Raw genomic sequence first — 19,353 nt, forward strand, 5'->3', positions numbered from 1 at the left:
TGAAATTAGGTGGCTTATGAAATATTTTAAAGGTTATAAAGTAAAGTCTGTGGCTGCAGTTCTTGCGAAATTGGTTGAAGCTGTATTTGAATTGATTCTTCCGCTTTTGATGGCTCGTCTCATTGACGAAGGAATTACCCAAGGCAACATGAGTGTTGTCTATTGGATGGTATTTTGGATGTTTGTATTAACACTCTTGGGTTATGTGTCCTCGCTGGTGTGTCAATACCTTGCATCTGTAGTTTCACAACGTGTCGGTGGGAGATTGCGGTCTGCGTTATTTGCGAAGATTAATACATTCTCAATCGCTGAGTACAACCACTATTCGAGTGCGTTGCTTACAAATAGAATTACGACAGATGTGAACCTTATTCAAGAAATGATTGCGAGAACGATTCGGTTGGGGGTTCGTGCACCAATTCTTATGATCGGGAGTTTATTTGCACTGAATGCAATCAGTCCACGCCTCGCAATGGCACTGCTTAAGACGTTTCCAATTTTCGTAATTGTCGTTGTTGCATTTATGTACTTTTCAATGCGTGGTCATAAAAAGGCAACCCAACAACTCGATACAGTTGTGGCAAAGGTACGTGAATCGTTGAGTGGCACGCGTATTATTCGCGCATTCTCAAAACAAGAAGAAAGCGATACTTTGTTTAATGAAGAAAACAAAGTCTTAGCGAAGAAACAACGTAATGTTGGATGGATTACAACACTATCTGGCCCAATGACCTCCTTGATTATGAATTTGGTTTTAGTGTGGTTGGTTTACTTGGGTGCGCTTGAAATTCAAATTGGAACCATGACTCAAGGGCAAACGATCGCAGTTATTAACTATTGTACACAATTAGTTCTTACACTCATCGTTGCCATGAACCTCGTGATGATTTTCTCACGTGGGTATACATCATCGTTCCGTGTTAAAGAAATACTTGATACTGAAGTTTCTGTCAAAAATACAGGATCAAAAATTATTGATGCTCCCTTTGATTTGGAGTTTAAGAATGTATCCTTCAGTTATCCCCAAGAAACACGACGCGTTATTAATGATGTAAGTTTTTCGGTGAAACCAGGTCAGGTATTGGGAATCATTGGTTTGACTGGAAGTGGGAAATCAACATTGGTTAAACTTATTCCAAGGTTTGCGGATGTGAGCTCAGGTGTGATTGAAATTGATGGAACACCCATTCAAGATTACGATCTTGTTTCATTGCGTAATGCGATCGGTTATGTTTCGCAATCTGCAGAGTTTCTCAAGGCAAGTATTGCGGATAATGTATTGATGAAGTCCTCACTAGGTAATGCTGAAGATGCCATCATTGATGCACAAGGTAAAGATATTCTAAACAAAGGGATTGAATCGACTGTTGAAGAAGGTGGAAAGAACCTCTCTGGGGGTCAGCGCCAACGACTCAGCATTGCACGTGCGCTTGCTAAGAATCCACGCCTCATTGTCTTTGATGACAGTTTCTCGGCGCTTGATTTCCTTACCGACAAGAATCTGCGCATGCATCTCAAAGAAGCATACAATGATGCATCACAAATTATCATCAGTCAGCGGACAACCTCAGTCATGGATGCTGATACAATCTTTGTCCTCGATGATGGTCGTATTCAAGATATGGGGACGCATGATTATCTGATGGAGCACAACGAAGTGTACCGTCGCATTCATCGCATTCAAACAGAAGGAGGTGCCGAAGATGTTCAAGCGTAAACGCATAATAGTCGGTATTGTATTCTGTATTATCTTATCCTTAATCTCAAGTCTCACCCTTGTCTTAACGCCATTTTATTTAGGTAAGGCAATTGACCGCATGGTTGGCATCAATAATGTTGATATGTCGGGTGTTGTCTCCTATTTGAAACTTGCGGTTTTAATGTATGGGATTAATTTCATCACGACATGGATTGCCACGCTGGTAGCCAATAATATCTCTGTAAGTACTGTTGAATCACTACGACTTACGTTGAAACAACACTTGAGTAAACTGCCCATTGCATATCTTGATACGCATTCACATGGAAATATTCAAGCGATGTTTGCCATGGATGGAGAATTAATGGTTGATGGACTTTTCCAATTTATGACCCAACTCATGGGTGGTGTGTTCACGGTGTTAATCTCAGCATATTTTATGTTCTCGATTAATGTACCAATGACCCTCATTGTAATTGGACTTGTGCCTTTAATGTATATAACCTCTCGTATTGTTGCCAAGCACTCATTGCGTCTTTTCAAACGCCAACAAGATTTAGCGGGAAAATTAAGTGGGAAAACATCGGAAATATTCGACAATCACATGCTTGTGATTGGTTCGAACTATCAAGACGAAGCCATTGCTGAGTTTGAAGTCATCAATGATGAGTTAAATGATGTGGGAGAGCGTGCCCAGTTTATTTCCGCCTTAACAAACCCCACAACACGGGTTGTCAACAATCTAAGTTATCTTCTGTTGGGATTAAGTGGTGCCTTTGCGGTTCGATATTTTGGTCTAACTGTAGGGATCTTCACAAGTTTTATTAGCTATTCCATGATGTTCTCAAAACCATTTAACGAGTTCAGTGCGATTGTTGCGCAAGTCATGGCAGGACGCGCAAGTTACGATCGTTTTAAAACAATCCTTGCTGAACCCATTGAAATTGATGTTGATCGTGACGTAACACTTCACGGTGAAACAGTGGCGTTCAATGCAGTCGACTTTGCATATAATCCCAAGCATCCATTAATTGAGGATATGAACCTTGTGATCAAGCCATTATCGAAGGTGGCCATTGTTGGGCCTACTGGAGCAGGTAAATCGACAATGATTAATCTGTTGATGCGGTTCTATGATGTCCAATCAGGAACCATTACAATTGATGGTCAAGATATATCGCAAATGAGCCGCGCATCTGTCCGAAATACGATGGGAATTGTATTGCAAGACCCTTGGTTGTTTGAAGGAACCATTCGCGACAACATTAAATATGGACGTCCTGATGCATCGGATGAATTGGTGATGGAGTCTGCACAACAAGCCGGCTGTCACGATTACATCATGTCTCTTGATAAACAATACGATACAAAAATTGAATTGGGATCGAAGAATATTTCCCTGGGTCAGCGACAAATGATTACAATTGCCCGTGCATTGTTAGTCGATGCGCCCATCATCATTCTTGATGAGGCAACAAGTAGTTTGGATGTTATTACTGAGCAAAAAATTCAAACCGTATTCAGTCAAATAATGGCTCATCGTACGAGTTTCTTCATCGCCCATCGCCTTTCCACTGTTGTGGATTCAGATGTGATTTTGGTCATGAAAGAAGGACACTTAATTGAGCAAGGAAATCATCACGAACTGATGGCGCAAAAAGGGTTCTATCATCAACTCTATATGAGCCAATTCTAATATGATAATAGTATGAAAATTAACATATAAATGTTAAAATATGGTATTGTAAAATACAGTCACATATTAACCTTAATGTCGTGGTATAATTAGAGAGCTAGGGAGGTACTTATGCAATTTACCTTATTAACATTCCAATCCATCATTCAAAGTTTGAAAGTCGTCGTTGACTTTTTAATCGTATGGGTATTGGTATATTACGTACTCAGAATCGTACGTAATAATTCACGAACAGTACAAATATTCAAAGGAATCGTTTTAATCATTACCATGCGATTCATCGCAGTCCAAATTAATCTTACAACGATTAAATCACTCTTGGACTTTGCGTTACAAAACGGAATTCTCGTTTTTGTCATTATATTCCAACCGGAATTGCGTTCGATGCTCGAACGATTGGGAAAAACTTCCGTTTTTTCAGCATTACATTCGCTATCTGGTAATGAGAAAGACAAACTTATTGATGAGTTGGTTGATGCAACAACAACGTTGTCAGAGCGTAAGACTGGTGCATTGATTACCTTAGAACAAGGGCACTCATTAACAGATTATGTCAAAACAGGAACGGCGATTAATTCATCCGTTACCAGTGAACTCTTGACGTCAATTTTTGTTACGTCAACACCACTTCACGATGGGGCGGTTATTATACAAGGTGATCGCATTGCTGCAGCATCCGCGTACTTCCCACCTACAAACCAAGAATTACCAACACGTTATGGTGCGCGTCACCGTGCTGCGATTGGTATCTCGGAAATGACTGATTCAATTACGATTGTTGTTTCGGAAGAAACAGGAACAATCTCAATCGCTGAAGGCGGTAAACTTCGTGAAATGGATGAGAAGAGTTTGCGTGAGTATCTCAACCTCTTAATCCAAAACACTGAAAAAGAAGTGAGCCAAGCAGTTACTACAAAACGTTCACGCAAGTTGAATATGTCAAAACTTAATATCGATCCAATTAAGATTGAAAAAGTTGATAGTTCAGAAGTTGTGTTTAAAGAAAAATCAGGCGAAGCAAAAGAAAAACATGATATTTCGAAACTCATGGGAATCTTCAAGAAGAAACCAAAGAAAGCAAAACCTGTTGCTGAAGCTAAAGAAGAGAAAGCAGAACCAGTTACGAAGAAGGAAACTGACGATGCTCCTAAAGTAGATATCAAGGATCTGTTTACAAAAACAGAGAAAACAACAAAAGCTGAAGATGATAGTGAAGAGACAGTCGTTGAAACTGAAGTAATCGAGGAAGCAGTTGTAGAGCCTTCTAAAGAAGAAGGAGGTGACACAAATGAGTAACAAAAACGATAAAAAAGATAATAAAGAAAAAGACATTGATGTTGCTGAAGAAAAAGTAGAATTGGCACAGTTTATTGCCGATAAGTCACAAAAAATTACCAAACGAACAGAAGCTTTAGCGAATGGTGGTTTGCGTATCGTACGTTGGCTAAGTGATTGGTTTGATCGCATTCTTTTCAATCCACGCCATGGGAAGCTTGTTGCTTTCGGTGTCGCTCTGCTTGTCTATATTGCCTTTAACCAAACCTCTGTCGCAACACCAATGGAGAGTTCAAAAGATAAAAATGGTATTCCTGTTTCTGTTGTCTATAACTCAGAAATGTATGAAATAAGTGGTGTCGATGAAACTGTTGACGTAACATTTATCGGAAATCAAGGTGATATCTCAATCATGAGTCTGGATAATTCCGATATTAAAGTTGAACTTGATTTGAGTGGTTTGACCGAAGGAACACAACAAGTTAAGTATAAAGTTGTTGGTGCTTCCAATCGTGTTCGAACGATTATTGAACCCGCTTCAGCAAACGTAACAATCCGTACCAAAGATGCACAGAAAGTAAGTCTTGGTTATGACTTTATAAATCTTGAGAAATTGGGTTCACAATATGTATTGGGAACACCAGAGTTGTCTTCTCGTGAGATTTCAATCAAGGCATCACGTGAAACACTGGATCAAGTGGCATTTGTTAAAGCATTGATTGATGTTCAAGGACAAACAAAAGACTTTGAAGTTGAAGCACAAATTGTTGCCTATAACCAACAAGGTGAAAAACTTGATCAAGTAGATATCATACCGAAGACGGTTACTGCAAAGGTTGGAATTTCATCTCCATCCAAAAACGTACCGATTCGATTGCTATTTGATGGGGATTTCCCAGAAGGTAAGATTATCAGTGATTTCAAATTAGACACTGAAACAATTATGATTTATGCACCACAATCAGTACTTGATAGTATTGATGAAATAACAGTTCCAATTGCGACATCATTGTTAACCGGTGATACAACTAAGTTACAACAAACGATCAGCCTCCCTACAGGAGTAAGAACTGGAAGTGTTACAAAAGTAAATATTGAAGTCAAACTAGGTGAGGCAACTTCAAAAGTATTTGAAGGCGTTCCTGTGTTGTTTGAGAATAACGTAAACGGACTCAAGGCTACGGTCAAGAATAAAGGGGATGCAACCACAACCCTAACTGTTTATGGTACGAAAGAGAACCTTGAAGGTCCAAATGCGAAATTCAAGATTGATGATGTTGTCGCCTATATTGACTTACGCGATGCTGTCGCTGGTGAAAACCAAAAAGCAAAACTCTTTGTGAAGAGTCGTAGTTCGAATGCAGTCCTCTTTAAGATTGTTTCCGACAAAACTGAAATTATTGTAGATATATTGAAATAAAACTTAAAGGAGATATGCATGGGTAAATATTTTGGAACTGATGGAATTCGTGGTGAAGCGAATAAGCGACTCAATATTGAAATCGCCGTAAAGGTCGGCCAGTACCTTGGTCATATACATAAAGGAAAGAAAATTGTTGTTGGGCAAGATACACGCCTCTCATCAACCATGTTTGCAAGTGCTATTGCAGCAGGTGCAACAGCTATGGGAGCAGACGTCTATATGTTAGGCGTTTGCGCAACACCTGCGCTTGCTTACACTGTCATTAATGATGCATTTGCTGGCGGTGTTATGATTTCAGCAAGTCACAACCCTTTCCAAGATAATGGGTTGAAAGTGTTTGCGGGTAATGGGATGAAGATTTCTGCGGAACTGGAAGCAGACATTGAACAGTTCATTGATGGTGAGATCACATTGGATGTTGCCACTGGAAATGAAATTGGTGTCGTTGTTGATTTTGCGGAAGGTTTGAACACTTACCTTGATTATGCGGAGGCACTTATCGATGTTCGATTTGATGGTTTGAATATTGTCCTTGATGTTGCCAATGGATCAGCGGTTTCGTCAGCTGAACGGGCTTTCAAGGAATTGGGAGCAACCGTTACTGTAATGCATAACCAACCTGATGGTATCAACATTAATACAAACTGCGGATCGACCCATCCAGAATCTTTAATTGCTAAAGTAAAAGAGTTGGGTGCTGATATGGGTTTTGCCTTTGATGGTGATGCTGATCGATGTCTTGCAGTAAATGGAAATGGTGAACTCGTAGATGGCGATGAAATACTCTACATTCTGGGACTTTACCTGCGATCAAAAGGTATGCTTCGTGACAACATGGTTGTTTCAACGGTCATGGCTAACTTAGGATTTATGAAATCATGCAAGAAAGCTGGGTTGAATGTTGTAGCTACAGATGTTGGTGACAAACACGTTTTTGCAGAAATGGTAGAACACGATTATAAATTGGGTGGTGAACAATCCGGTCATATTATTCTTCGTGACTATGCAACAACCGGTGATGGGGTCTTAACAGCACTCGTAATTACCGAAGTCGTTGCCAAGTCAGGAAAGACCTTGGTTGAATTGGGAAGTGACTTTGTCCGATTCCCACAACTGCTTGAAAACTTAATTATTGAAGACAAAGAAGCAATTATGAATCATCCAGATGTCCAAGCAGCTATTGTGCGTATAACACAAGAACTGGGAGACAATGGCCGTATATTAGTTCGCCCATCGGGAACTGAACAACTCATCCGTGTTATGGTAGAGGCAGAGTCCGATGATTTGTGTAAACATTATGTCAGTGATATGATGAATATAATCAAAAACAGTCAGTAAAGGTGATACGATATGAAATATGTTATTAATATTGTTGAAGATGAAAGAGATCTAAATGAGCTCGTAAAGAGTTATTTAGAGCATGCCAACTATGAAGTAAGATCTTATTTTACGTATGAAGAAGCACGAATCCATGCTCAAGATGACGATGTTCATCTATGGATTCTTGATATCATGCTTGATGATAAGAGTGGGTTTGATCTGATTGAACTCATCAAAGCGCATGATGCGATGACGCCTGTTATCTTCATGTCAGCTCGCGATAAAGAGTTTGACCGCGTTATTGGTCTTGAAAAAGGAAGTGATGACTATATCACAAAACCTTTCTCACCCAAAGAACTCGTGTTACGTGTTAATAATATTATTAAGCGTGCCTATAACCAAGATGTGCAAACAGAAGTCGATGGTTATTCGATTGATGAGAAACAACGCAAAGCCTCAAAAGATGGCTATGAGTTGGAACTCACAACCAAAGAATTTGATTTATTAATGATGTTTGTCAAGAACCGTGGCGTTGCTTTTACACGTGAGCAAATTCTTGTTCATGTTTGGGAGACCAATTACTTTGGTTCAGATCGTGTTGTTGACGACACATTACGACGTCTTCGTAAGAAGATGCCTGACCTGAATATCCAAACTATCTACGGATTTGGATATCGCTTGGGTTAATGAAAAAAGTTGGAACGTACTTAAGAAAGTTAACGCTGACACAACAATTAGTTTTAATTGTTGTTTTGACAATGACTTTCTTTTTATTTTTTATCTTTGGAACCATTTCGTTTAATGTTGACCGCTTTGTGGACAATCAAATCTATGATTTAATCAACCACAAACAACGGGATGTTATTTTTAACTTTAATCACAATGTTGATCCAGAAATCCTCTATGGTGCTCCAGACCCAAATATTGTTCATATAATTCGTAGTAAAGATGGGCAATACATTTCAAATGGTATGGATACAATTGAGTCCAATCTCTTAACGCAAATTCGCATTCAAATGGAAGCCATTGAATTGGATCAAACGATTAATTATTACTATAAGGATTCCCGTCTTTATACGATAACGAATATTCCAGAGTCGAATGCATCCATTGCGACAATCATTTCCCGCGATTACAACGATGAGTTTAAGAACATGCTGCTTAACACTGTTATTAACTTAATCATCGTAATAATTGGTGTTGTGTTCCTTATTCTCTTGGTATGGGTTACTTCAATTATTCACCCACTCAATATTATCAAAAACTATATTGAGAAGATTAAACGGAATGAAGATGCAACGCTTATTATTAACCGCTATGATGAAATTGGACAGTTAGCAGGTGTTCTCGTCGAAATGAACGAAGAGATTCGTCATCAAGAGAAGGTCAAGGAAGAAATGATTCAGAATATTTCTCATGACTTAAAGACACCGATTGCAACCATTAAATCATACAGTGAAGCGATTAAAGATGGTGTTTACCCCTATGAAACTTTGGAAAAGTCGGTTGATGTTATTATTGAACATGCAGATCGTCTCGAGAAGAAAGTATTCAATTTACTAACATTGAATCGTATGGATTATTTAACATCTGAACAAATAGATACCAATCATGAGTTTGAACTCAAAGATATTATTGAGCAAGTCATTGTTTCCTCGAAACAATTATCTCCAGATGTCAGTGTTGTCATGAATGGTGAACACAGTTTAGTCTATGGGTCGGAAGAGCCATGGCGCGTTGTGGTAGAGAATCTGATAGACAATGCATTGCGCTATGCTAAGAATGAAGTTGTTGTACAGATCGACGACCATACATTGTCAGTGTACAATGATGGCAGTACGATTAAGGAAGAGAGAATTGATCAATTATTCCGTGCCTATGAAATGGGTGACGGGGGTCAGTTTGGACTGGGACTCTCAATTGTCCATAAAGTTGTAACAAATTATGGCTATGAAATTAAAGCTGAAAATCTAAAAGAAGGGGTAATGTTTACCATTACCAGGGTGGAAAAATGATAAAGAAAAATGATCAGCGCATTGCCGTGTTAATTGACGCGGAAAATGTGCCTTATAGTAATATTGGTGGTGTCTTAAGAGAAATCACACGTTATGGAACGCCAACGATTAAGCGTATTTACGGTGACTGGACACGTCAAACTGCATCGGGTTGGAAGAGTCATTTGTTAGAACATGCAATTACGCCAATCCAACAATACTCTTACACAAGTGGTAAAAACTCATCAGACTCAGCGATGATTATTGATGCAATGGATATTCTTTATGAAGGAAACATTGAAAGTTTCTGTATTGTATCCAGTGATTCAGACTTTACCCGATTGGGTGTGCGTTTGCGTGAGTCTGGAAAATATGTCATTGGAATTGGTGAACAAAAAACACCCAATGCATTTATCGCATCGTGTGACAAGTTTATCTATATGGAAAATATTGACTTAGAGGAACCTGAAGATGATACAAAACAAGAAATTCTTAAGAGTAAGACAGGCCATGAACTCTATCGCTTAATTGCGCAGTCAGTTACCGATTTAGCAGATGACAATGGCTATGTTTTCATGGGAGATTTGGGGAATCTTATTATGAAGAAACAACCGGACTTTGATCCACGTAGCTATGGGTTCCATCAGCTTACACCGCTTGTAAAAGCAATGAACGAATTTGATATTGAAGAAAGAAGAATTCCAAACAGTAATGTAAAACACGTTTATATTCGTAATAAATCGTAAGTATTGCCTTTGGGAAAGAGGAAGTTTATGTTTAAAAAATTAGTATTAGCAAGTCAATCTCCGCGTCGACGTGAGATTATTTCAATCTTAGGACAGCCGTTCAATGTTGTATCACCGATTGGCGATGAAACATTGAACGAGAGCCTGAGTGTTCGCGAGCAAATCGAAGATCTCGCCCTACGCAAAGCAACATCAGTCATCAATGATTATCAAGATTCCATCGTTCTTGGTTCCGATACCGTAGTTGTCTTAGATGGTGAAGTTCTTGGAAAACCAAAAGACGAAGCAGATGCAAGCGCGATGCTGCACCGCCTTTCGGGAAGAACACATCAAGTTATTACAGGGGTTGCCTTAGTTTCAAGTGATGTTACCAAGGTGTTCTCGGTTTTAACAGATGTTACATTCTTTGATTTAACAGATGAAGAAATCCGCGATTACGTTGAAACAAAAGAACCGCTTGATAAAGCCGGAAGTTATGGTATCCAAGGACAAGGGTCATTATTTGTGGCCTCAATTGTTGGTGATTACTATACAATTATGGGACTACCGATCTCGCGCGTAAACCAAGAACTTAAGAATACCGATTGGTAAGAAGAAGAATCGCAAAAAAAGATTATTCGTGACAAAAATCATGTTCTTTATGACATGAAACGGCACAACTCGGTCAATTGAATTATGATATATTCAATACCAATACGGTATGCTTTTCAATGAAGAACAATAGGACCTTTGGGTCAACGGCAAGAGGCTAACGGTGGGTTGGCCTTTTGTTATGAAGGAGCTATTATGACATACACAATAAAAAAGATTGCATTTCAAGACTTTTCACAACTTTATAAAAATCGCATGAAGCATGATTTTCCAACAAACGAACTGCGTCCTCTCTTCGCGATTAAACGTATGTTTCGCAAAGGCATTTACACATGCTATGTTATGCGTGAGGGTGGTGAAACACTGGGTTATGCATGCTTGATATTTGATAAGCAAACCAATGTTGCACTTCTAGACTACTACGCGGTCACACAGACACGACGTGGAGAAGGATTGGGGTCAAAGTTCTTAAGCTTGCTTAAACCAAAGCTTACGGTAAAGGGCCTCATTATCGAAGTCGAAAAACCTGATTGTGCAGATACTGAAGCAGAGGCAACAACACGCCGAAAACGTATTGAGTTTTACTTCAAATCAGAATCTGTGATGACGGATTGGCAATGGGATGCCTTTGGGGTCAGCTACAACCTCTTATGGATGCCTGTGAAGTCAGGTCCCGAATCCATTGATTTTGCGAATTTAATCCGTAAATTTTACGAATACTCCATTCCAAAATTTGTCTTGAATCACGAGACAGCAATTCATTACTTAGGATCATCGGACACAATAAAGAAAGACAAGGACTAATAATGGGACTTTTACTTAAAAGAGATGATATTACAGATTTCCTCGATGCCAATGATATTTATGATCATGACGAGATAATTGTATGGTCAAAAATTGGCAATGTTACCGGTCCCTACGCTGTACTTGTTTTTAACAGTCTGGGATTTTTCACCCTCCCCATAACGCCGGCGGGCCGTATTGAAGGAAGCATCATACAACTTGAAAGCGACATGCTTGATTGGGTTGAACTTCGAAAGAAATTACTTTCTTACCGACTCATACTTCATGCAAAGGACCCAGATATTGAGATTCCACCTTTTCATATAAACAAGTTGATGATCGGATACCGTGATCAAGCTATGGAAATTCGGAAAATAATTGAACGTTTTCAAATACAATAGAAGCACTATTCAGAGTGTTTAAGTCCAACTCTACGAAGCGTAGGTTGTTAATGAGTCATTGAGAACCTATGATGGTTACAGAAGGAGAGCACCATGGAACAAACACTATCGCATACGATAGCGCAACGACGAAAATCATTGGGCTATACACAAAAAGAACTTGCTGACAAACTCTATGTCAGTGATAAAACCGTTTCAAAATGGGAAACGGGACGTGGTTTACCAGACATATCAAACTTGTTAAATCTCGCCCGCGTTCTCGAAGTATCGTTAGAGAGTTTATTAGAGAATGGTGCAAATAATACAATGGAAGAAACAGTAATTGAAACAACACTTGCCTACGCACAAGCCGTACAAACACAAGATCGAACAAAATGGCGTCATATTCTGACACTTGGACTTACAATTGGAGCCATCGCTATTATGGCGCTGTGTGTCATAATAGATTTAATCCTAACCGGAGCTCTAACATGGTCACCGTTTCCAATGCTTGGCATCACCGCAGCAACACTTATTTCTTTGACTGCAATCAATGTTAAGAAACATAAGCTCATCATTATTATGGGCGTCAGTATTGCAGTTGCATTTCTAACCGTATTTCTATTGGCACTGAAGACTGATTTAGCGTGGTATTTACCAATTGGATTACCAATGTCATTGGTAGCGCTCATTACAACTGTGATAGCATACTTCATTATAACGCGATTGAAAAATCCTTTCGCTAAGACATCCGTATTCTTACTTTATGGATTGGCATGTCAATTGCTGGTTAATGGATACTTTATTTCGCAATCCTTGCGTGAACCACTGGGAGCAATGGACCTTATTAGTCCAGTTATTCTTGCGATTTTAATACTCGTATTTGGATCACTTTCAATCTATACAAAAAGAAAAGACGCTTAGGCGTCTTTTCTTAACGAAATGGTAACATGTGTGCCTGTCGATTCAGAACTCTGAACGTCATATGCGTAGCCATGAAGATCCAAAACATTCTTTACAATTGAAAGACCCAAACCACTTCCTGTTGAAGAACGTTGATGATTCGTATCGGATTGATAATAACGATTCCACATGTTCTGAATATCACTCGGACTCATACCTGGACCTTCGTCTGTAATCGTAAGTGTCTCATCATCAATCTGGGTGATGACAATGGATCCATTTGTGTGAACAAGCGCATTATTAATGAGATTATAGAAAACTTGTTCGAGCTTGAGACGATCACCATTTATCATCATTGCATTTTTGACATTAAATGCAATGTCACGTTTGGGGTAATGATGCTGCAACCGCTCGATTATATTTAAAATTGACTGTGTTAGAGAGAACGATGTTTGATTTAAATGTGTCATACCTGATTGCAGTTGTGCAAGATCGAGCATATCCGATACGAGCGCATTGAGGTGATGTGTTTCATCAATGATAATTTGTAGGTTATCAGCATTTATCTCCTCTGGGATATCCTGCATCATTTCTGCATAGCCACCAATCATGGTCAACGGTGTGCGCAGGTCATGGCTAACATTTGCGATGAGTTCATTGCGAAGTGACTCAACCTTGCTGAGTTCAGTGCGCATGGTATTTAATGTATTTGAAAGTTCTTTAATCTCACGATATCCCGCGCCATCAAAAGGTTGAGTATAGATTCCTTGAGCCAGTACTTTCGCATTATCGTTAATTTCAATGATTGGCTTTGTAATATGCTTGAAGATAATATGCGTGAGTATTATGGATAATAAGACGAGGATGATGCTGACAAAGATGAGTTGTACTTTAATCGTATTCACTGTAGCATTAACTGGAACTACCTGTGCTTGGATTACGACCATCATCGATTCATTAGTCTTTAGGGCATAGGTGATATTGTCGCCACCTTTTCCTTTTTGGTCACCAAGTCTGACCGTTTGTCCTGAATCACCCAACTCAAGAAAGAGACGTTGGAGTTCACGGCTATCAATGGGCCTTACCATTGGGTTAGGGATTCCAACGGTTTCATCAACAATATCCCCATTTGAGTTTACAATGCGAATGTGTGTTTCGCGATTAAGCGCTTCATTGGCAAGATTAATCGAACCCCCATCATTCATGCGCTCTTGAATATCATAAGCGAGTTTTTTGATATCATTGGTCTTGATTGACTTGTAGATGGGTTCCAAAAGCACAACCTGAAAAACCCAAAGCATTGCTAAAATTACGACAATGAATACAATGAGATAACGTTGTATTTTCCATTTAATACTCGGATTATTCCCCATCAAAACGGTACCCAACCCCTCTGAGTGTCGTGATCAATGTATTATAGTTGCCAAGTTTTTTTCGCAGACGTTTGATATGCGTGTCCAGTGTCCGATCGTCCCCAAAGAAATCATATCCCCAGACTTTATTGAGTATCGTATCGCGTTGTAGTGCAATGCCTTTATTCGCAATGAGCAAGGAGAGCAATTCAAACTCTTTAAGCGAGAGATCAACCGCTTGAGTATCAATTATAATTTTTCGACTTACAAAGTCAACGGAAAACCCTTGATGGATATAGACATCTGTTATGTGTTGAGTTCGCTTCAGAATTGCATTGACGCGATACATGAGTTCTTTTGGAGAGAATGGTTTGGTAACATAATCATCCGCACCCAATTCGAAACCTTGATACTTATCAAAATCTTGATCGCGCGCTGTTAAAAGAATGACCGGAACATCACGTTCACTCTTAATAAGTCGACATGCATCGTACCCATTCATGTTTGGCATCATGAGATCCAAAATAATGAGGTCATAGGGAGTATCTTGTGCTTTATCGATTGCATCCAAACCATCGATCGCTTCATCAACAGTATGTCCTTCAAAGAGTGCATACTTACGAACCAATGTGCGAATATTTGTTTCATCATCAACTACTAATATATGTGCCATTCTTATCACCTGACTTTATTTAATCATACGAATGTGACATCAATGTGTCCATATGTACAAAGACCGCTATTGCGGTCCTTGTTTTGCTTCATGATATTCTTTTTGCTTTGTTTCCCAATACTGTTTATCCTCATCCGTAATAGGTCGAATGAGACGCGCGGGATTGCCACCATAAATAACATTGTTGGGAACATCTTTCGTAACAACAGCACCCGAAGCAATGATGGTATTGTCGCCTATGGTTACACCGGGATTGACAACAACACTGCCCCCAATCCATACATTGTCACCAATCGTGATGGGAAGCCCAAACTCGAGGTCGGAAATCCGAACATCGGCATCAATAGGATGCCCTGCGGTATACAAACCAACGCGGGGTCCCAACATGACATTATTACCAATTCGTATTTCATTCACGTCAAGAAAGATACAATCAAAGTTGGCGTAGAAGTTCTCACCGACATAGGTATTAAAGCCGTAGTCAACATACAGTGGTGGTGTGACATAGATGTGTTCACCCGTAGCACCAAAAAGTTGGCGCTCGAGCTTTTTAATACGTTCTGTATCTTGGAGTGGTGTCTGATTAATCATTTGCGCGAGAACTTTTCCGTTCTGACGTTTTTGAGCATCAACATGGCGTGCAAGGTATAATTCACCTGCAAGCATTCTTTTAAAATCAAAACTCATAGTTTTCCTCCGGTATTTTTAATTGCAACAAGAACCCTCCTGAATGGGTGGGCAAGGAACGGACCCAAAAGAACAAAAGACACAGCAGTCTCCAGTCTTTGCTTTAAGGCGTTCGTTACAATGTGGACAAGTATAAAAAAATTGGCATGCATCTGTCGGCATGACTTCCACAGTTTCTTTATGGCAATGTGGGCATGTAATTGTAGATTCGAGCACTTGTAATCCTCCTCTTATTAGAACAAACGCACTGCAAGAAATGCAATGCGCCCGTATTTTTAGAATGTTGTTGTATTCGGGTCAAGTGCTGCGCCAGCTTTGCCTTCAAGCGCATTGATAGCGGCCATGTCTTCATCACTAATTTCAAAATCAAAGATTGCGAAATTCTCTTTAATGCGATCTTCATGCACTGATTTTGGTAAGGGAAGGAATCCGTTTTGTAGGGACCAACGAAGAACAACTTGAGCGACGGTACGGTTATACTTGTGTGCGATTGCCGCAAGCTCTTCAATCCCAAAAATGTTTCCAGTTCCTAAGGGACTGTATGCCTCAGTTAGGATCCCGTGTTTATCATTGCATGCAACAACGTCCTTTTGCATATCACTAGGGTTCAAAAAGATTTGATTCACAACAGGTTTAATGCGTGCTGTTTTTAAGAGCGCCTCTGTGTGTTCAGGCAAGAAGTTTGAAATTCCGATTGCGCGAATTTTCCCAGCATCAACTGCTTCTTCCATTGCGCGCCATGCTTCAGCATTCGCAGTTGCCCAGTCCTCACGGAATGCGACAGGATTTGGCCAGTGAATGAGGTATAAATCAAGGTAGTCCAAGCCAAGCTTCTCTAAAGAGACATCAATGGCAGCTTTGGCACGATCATAGGTATGTTCCGTGTTCCAAAGTTTTGTAGTGATGAATAGTTCGTCACGAGCAACACCGGATTTCGCAATACCACGACCAACGCTCTCTTCGTTGCCATAGACAGCAGCCGTATCAATATGACGGTATCCGGCATTAATTGCAGCCAGAACCGATGATTCCGCTACGTCGCCATCTGGTGTTTGCCAGGTACCGAACCCAACTGCAGGTATTTCGACACCATTACTTAATGTATAGGTATTATTTTTATTCATAATAAAACCTCCTCTATCTTATAATTATACCAAATTTGCAGACCAGAATCAGTGGCAAAGCACAGACTATTTTTTGAGAATTCTGAGATAAATTATGGTATGATGGGTGCAAAGGGAGAATACTATGCTACTTTGGATACTGATACTGTTATTGGCTTTCTATATAATAAAACGCATTGTTGTTTTTATGATGATGGATTATATCCGTCCCTTACCGGTATACCATCCTGAAGTACGGAGTATCGTTGCATTAGGGGATAGTCTAACATTTGGATTGATGCTGTTCCCACGGCCCAAACTTCGCTATTCAGCACAGCTCGAAAAGCAACTTCACGATACGAAAGTTTATAATCTTGGGGTCAGCGGGGCAACAGCAAATCCAAACACAAATCGTGCGATCGTGAAACATCCCTATTATAGAGCACTTGAAGACTACCATCCAGACATTCTTATCGTACAGTTTGGAACCAATGATACAAAGAAAGACTTTTGGCAAGATACAACGGTGTTTATGCATCAATACGACTCACTCATCAATAATCTTAAGAAGCACAACCCCAACGCAAAAATTATCATCATAGGACCGCCACCCATTTATTCAGTTTGGGGACGTAGCGAAGCAATGTTTACAATGAACCCCAGTGTTGCACGCTTGATTGATCAAGCATTACGTACGTATACAACGAATCATCAGATTCCCTATGTGAGTATGATGGAACTCTTTGACCATCATCCAGAATACTTTCCGATTGATGGTGTTCATATGAATGCGAAAGCACACCGCCAGGTAGCGGATAAACTCAGTGAAATAATCAATAAACTTTAAAGATACTGTCAACAGGCAGTATCTTTTTATGTGCAATAATATGAAAAAAAGTATAGATCATAAATAATGTAAGGACGAAAGTTGCTTACGATGTCGGGTAGAATGGGTTGTTTTGACACTGTTTCTTTGACACACAATTAGAGCAACACTATTGTGAAGTATTTCTCTTTCTTCACATATTTAACACGAACAGACAAACAAGTGTGTCGTTAACGTGAAGTAAACGCTTTAATATCGTAAAAATCAATAACAAGAATCACGGAAATATATTACAAATAAAACCGATAATACCTATCGAAAAGCGTTGGGTGTAATTGACATTAATGCATGGACTTACCTCTGTATATCCTCTAAAATTCAGTTTGTGATGTTTATTAAGATTTCGAAGATAAACAAACAAAGGGAGGGTAAACCAAATGAATAAACAAAAGAACGGGCGCAAACAAGCCGCTATTCTTACCGCACTCTTATCGGGTGCATTATTAATTACTGGAACACTTGCATGGCAAGATGTATCACAACATAAAACAAACAAGTTCACCACTACATCCGTTGAACACAATGTCGTTTTAATGGAAGACTTTGAAGAAGTGGCCAATTGGCGCAAAGGACAAGAAATCGTAAAGGCAGTTTCCGTAAGAAATGGACAAGAAACGGATACTCCAGAATCCTATATCTATGATGATGCATACATTCGTGTGCAATTCAAAGAATATATGGAAATTGGAAATCAAACATATACCTATAATGATCAAAGACTGATGGTCAACGATAAGGGTAACTTCGAGCGCTTTGAGACTGTCGAGAAAGCCCAAGAATTCCTCGCAATACTTGGTGAAGAAACACCGAGTGACGCACGTATTGTTGAAATCAAAGGATACTTTGATGACAAAGAATACGCATATATTGCAACACAACAAGCAGACAAAAATGGTCAATATGGTAAATTCCTTGTTATTGACGCAACTCAAGATGATGCTGAGTCAATTGTTGAAGGTAAAGTAAATCAAAGCCATGCTTCTGATGATCAACATCAAGAACCTATTAATGATGAAGACCAATACACCGTCCACGAGTGGAGTGAAACAGGTCTTGGAAATGCTAAAGAAGACAGCCCATTCCTCGCATATGTGAAATGGAAAATGGGAGCAGATGTTATTACCTTAGACTCATGGGATGGTCAACCTACAGCAAAATGGATCCTTGATACAACAAGTACACAAGGATGGGCATACTGGGGAGAAGCACTTGTTCATGGGACCGATATTAGCGAAAACCCAGAATCCGTGACATCAAAAATTCTCGAAAGCGTAACGCTTGTTGAACAACCCCATGGTGCAGCAGAATACTACATCCATGTAAATATGGATGCTGTATCCAAGAACGATCTCCCATTATGGGATGATGCACCTGAGAAAGTTACTAATGCCTTAACAGGTAAAGATCCAATATCACTGGCATACAAAGGGCTTCAAGAAATTATTGATGCAAGTATCGCAACAGACTACGACACAATTCCAACGGTAGCATCAACAGTATTAGCAGAAGCAATTACTGCAGCTGAATCCGTACGTGATACAGAGAACGTATCATTAGAAGCATTAAAGTCAGCAACGACAACACTTCAAGTTGCGCGAGAAACATACAACATGGATTCTGTTGTCCTCGCAAAACGTCAAATGCTAAAACTCATCAATGAAGCGAAAGCAGTTGATCCAGAAGGTAAAACAGAAGAGTCACTAACTGCATTGTCAATTGATCTCGCCAACGGAGAGATGTGTTTCAATCATACCGAAGCTAATATCGATGATGTGACAGAAGCAATGGCCGATTTAAAAACAAGCCTTGATGCAATTAAAGCACAAATAGGATAGGAGAAAA

General features: G+C 39.6%; 19 protein-coding genes. 14 read left to right on the forward strand and 5 right to left on the reverse strand.

Annotation, left to right across the window (positions count from 1 at the left end; genetic code table 11):
- The first annotated feature begins 16 nt into the window (after positions 1-16).
- The 12 genes from G7062_RS03120 to G7062_RS03175 all read left to right on the forward strand — a co-directional run bounded on the left by G7062_RS03120 (position 17) and on the right by G7062_RS03175 (position 12,831).
- A complete protein-coding gene (locus tag G7062_RS03120; protein WP_166064470.1) occupies positions 17-1,717 on the forward strand; it encodes an ABC transporter ATP-binding protein in 1,701 nt (566 codons plus the stop codon).
- Entirely contained in the window at positions 1,704-3,395 is a 1,692-nt protein-coding gene (locus G7062_RS03125; protein ID WP_166064471.1) for an ABC transporter ATP-binding protein, read from the forward strand. Before G7062_RS03120 ends, G7062_RS03125 begins: the two co-directional genes overlap by 14 nt.
- A 111-nt stretch (positions 3,396-3,506) precedes the next feature.
- Entirely contained in the window at positions 3,507-4,691 is a 1,185-nt protein-coding gene (gene cdaA, locus G7062_RS03130) for a diadenylate cyclase CdaA (RefSeq protein WP_166064472.1), read from the forward strand.
- A complete protein-coding gene (locus G7062_RS03135; RefSeq protein ID WP_166064473.1) occupies positions 4,684-6,090 on the forward strand; it encodes a YbbR-like domain-containing protein in 1,407 nt (468 codons plus the stop codon). The genes cdaA and G7062_RS03135 overlap by 8 nt, the downstream gene beginning before the upstream one ends.
- 18 nt (positions 6,091-6,108) lie before the next feature.
- Complete coding sequence (gene glmM, locus G7062_RS03140; RefSeq protein ID WP_166064474.1) at positions 6,109-7,431, forward strand: phosphoglucosamine mutase; 1,323 nt, start codon at positions 6,109-6,111, stop codon at positions 7,429-7,431.
- Positions 7,432-7,443: 12 nt separating this feature from the next.
- Positions 7,444-8,100, forward strand: a complete 657-nt coding sequence (locus G7062_RS03145; protein ID WP_166064475.1) for a response regulator transcription factor — start codon at positions 7,444-7,446, stop codon at positions 8,098-8,100.
- The gene (locus G7062_RS03150; protein WP_166064476.1) at positions 8,100-9,428 is read left to right on the forward strand and encodes a cell wall metabolism sensor histidine kinase WalK; all 1,329 of its coding nucleotides are present in this window, start codon (positions 8,100-8,102) and stop codon (positions 9,426-9,428) included. The genes G7062_RS03145 and G7062_RS03150 overlap by 1 nt, the downstream gene beginning before the upstream one ends.
- Positions 9,425-10,153, forward strand: coding sequence for an NYN domain-containing protein (locus G7062_RS03155; protein WP_166064477.1), 729 nt, complete (start codon positions 9,425-9,427; stop codon positions 10,151-10,153). Before G7062_RS03150 ends, G7062_RS03155 begins: the two co-directional genes overlap by 4 nt.
- Positions 10,154-10,180: 27 nt before the next feature.
- Complete coding sequence (locus G7062_RS03160; RefSeq protein ID WP_166064478.1) at positions 10,181-10,744, forward strand: nucleoside triphosphate pyrophosphatase; 564 nt, start codon at positions 10,181-10,183, stop codon at positions 10,742-10,744.
- 195 nt (positions 10,745-10,939) lie between these two features.
- Positions 10,940-11,548: a GNAT family N-acetyltransferase gene (locus G7062_RS03165; protein ID WP_166064479.1), complete on the forward strand. Its 609-nt coding sequence runs from the start codon at positions 10,940-10,942 to the stop codon at positions 11,546-11,548.
- Positions 11,549-11,550: 2 nt separating this feature from the next.
- Positions 11,551-11,928: a hypothetical protein gene (locus tag G7062_RS03170; protein WP_166064480.1), complete on the forward strand. Its 378-nt coding sequence runs from the start codon at positions 11,551-11,553 to the stop codon at positions 11,926-11,928.
- Between the two features lie 93 nt (positions 11,929-12,021).
- Positions 12,022-12,831 carry a helix-turn-helix domain-containing protein gene (locus G7062_RS03175; protein WP_166064481.1) on the forward strand — a complete coding sequence of 270 codons (810 nt, stop codon included), beginning with the start codon at positions 12,022-12,024 and terminating at the stop codon, positions 12,829-12,831.
- On the opposite strand, the gene G7062_RS03180 is transcribed toward G7062_RS03175, so the two are convergent.
- From G7062_RS03180 to G7062_RS03195, 5 genes are all read right to left on the reverse strand, one after another.
- On the reverse strand, positions 12,828-14,183 hold the full coding sequence (locus G7062_RS03180; RefSeq protein WP_166064482.1) for a HAMP domain-containing sensor histidine kinase: 1,356 nt from the start codon (positions 14,181-14,183) through the stop codon (positions 12,828-12,830). The genes G7062_RS03175 and G7062_RS03180 overlap by 4 nt on opposite strands.
- Entirely contained in the window at positions 14,173-14,835 is a 663-nt protein-coding gene (locus G7062_RS03185) for a response regulator transcription factor (RefSeq protein WP_166064483.1), read from the reverse strand. Before G7062_RS03185 ends, G7062_RS03180 begins: the two co-directional genes overlap by 11 nt.
- Positions 14,836-14,901: 66 nt before the next feature.
- Positions 14,902-15,522: a sugar O-acetyltransferase gene (locus tag G7062_RS03190; protein ID WP_166064485.1), complete on the reverse strand. Its 621-nt coding sequence runs from the start codon at positions 15,520-15,522 to the stop codon at positions 14,902-14,904.
- Positions 15,523-15,540: 18 nt separating this feature from the next.
- Positions 15,541-15,738, reverse strand: coding sequence for a GDCCVxC domain-containing (seleno)protein (locus G7062_RS11605; protein ID WP_371741456.1), 198 nt, complete (start codon positions 15,736-15,738; stop codon positions 15,541-15,543).
- A gap of 59 nt (positions 15,739-15,797) precedes the next feature.
- Positions 15,798-16,646, reverse strand: coding sequence for an aldo/keto reductase (locus G7062_RS03195; RefSeq protein WP_166064486.1), 849 nt, complete (start codon positions 16,644-16,646; stop codon positions 15,798-15,800).
- A 124-nt stretch (positions 16,647-16,770) separates the two neighbouring features.
- On the opposite strand from G7062_RS03195, the gene G7062_RS03200 reads away from it, so the two are divergent.
- Entirely contained in the window at positions 16,771-17,472 is a 702-nt protein-coding gene (locus G7062_RS03200) for an SGNH/GDSL hydrolase family protein (protein ID WP_166064487.1), read from the forward strand.
- Positions 17,473-17,888: 416 nt separating this feature from the next.
- On the forward strand, positions 17,889-19,346 hold the full coding sequence (locus tag G7062_RS03205; protein WP_166064488.1) for a hypothetical protein: 1,458 nt from the start codon (positions 17,889-17,891) through the stop codon (positions 19,344-19,346).
- The last annotated feature ends 7 nt before the right edge of the window (positions 19,347-19,353 follow it).

It is taken from the genome of Erysipelothrix sp. HDW6C (genome assembly GCF_011299615.1).
Taxonomy (GTDB): domain Bacteria; phylum Bacillota_I; class Bacilli_A; order Erysipelotrichales; family Erysipelotrichaceae; genus Erysipelothrix.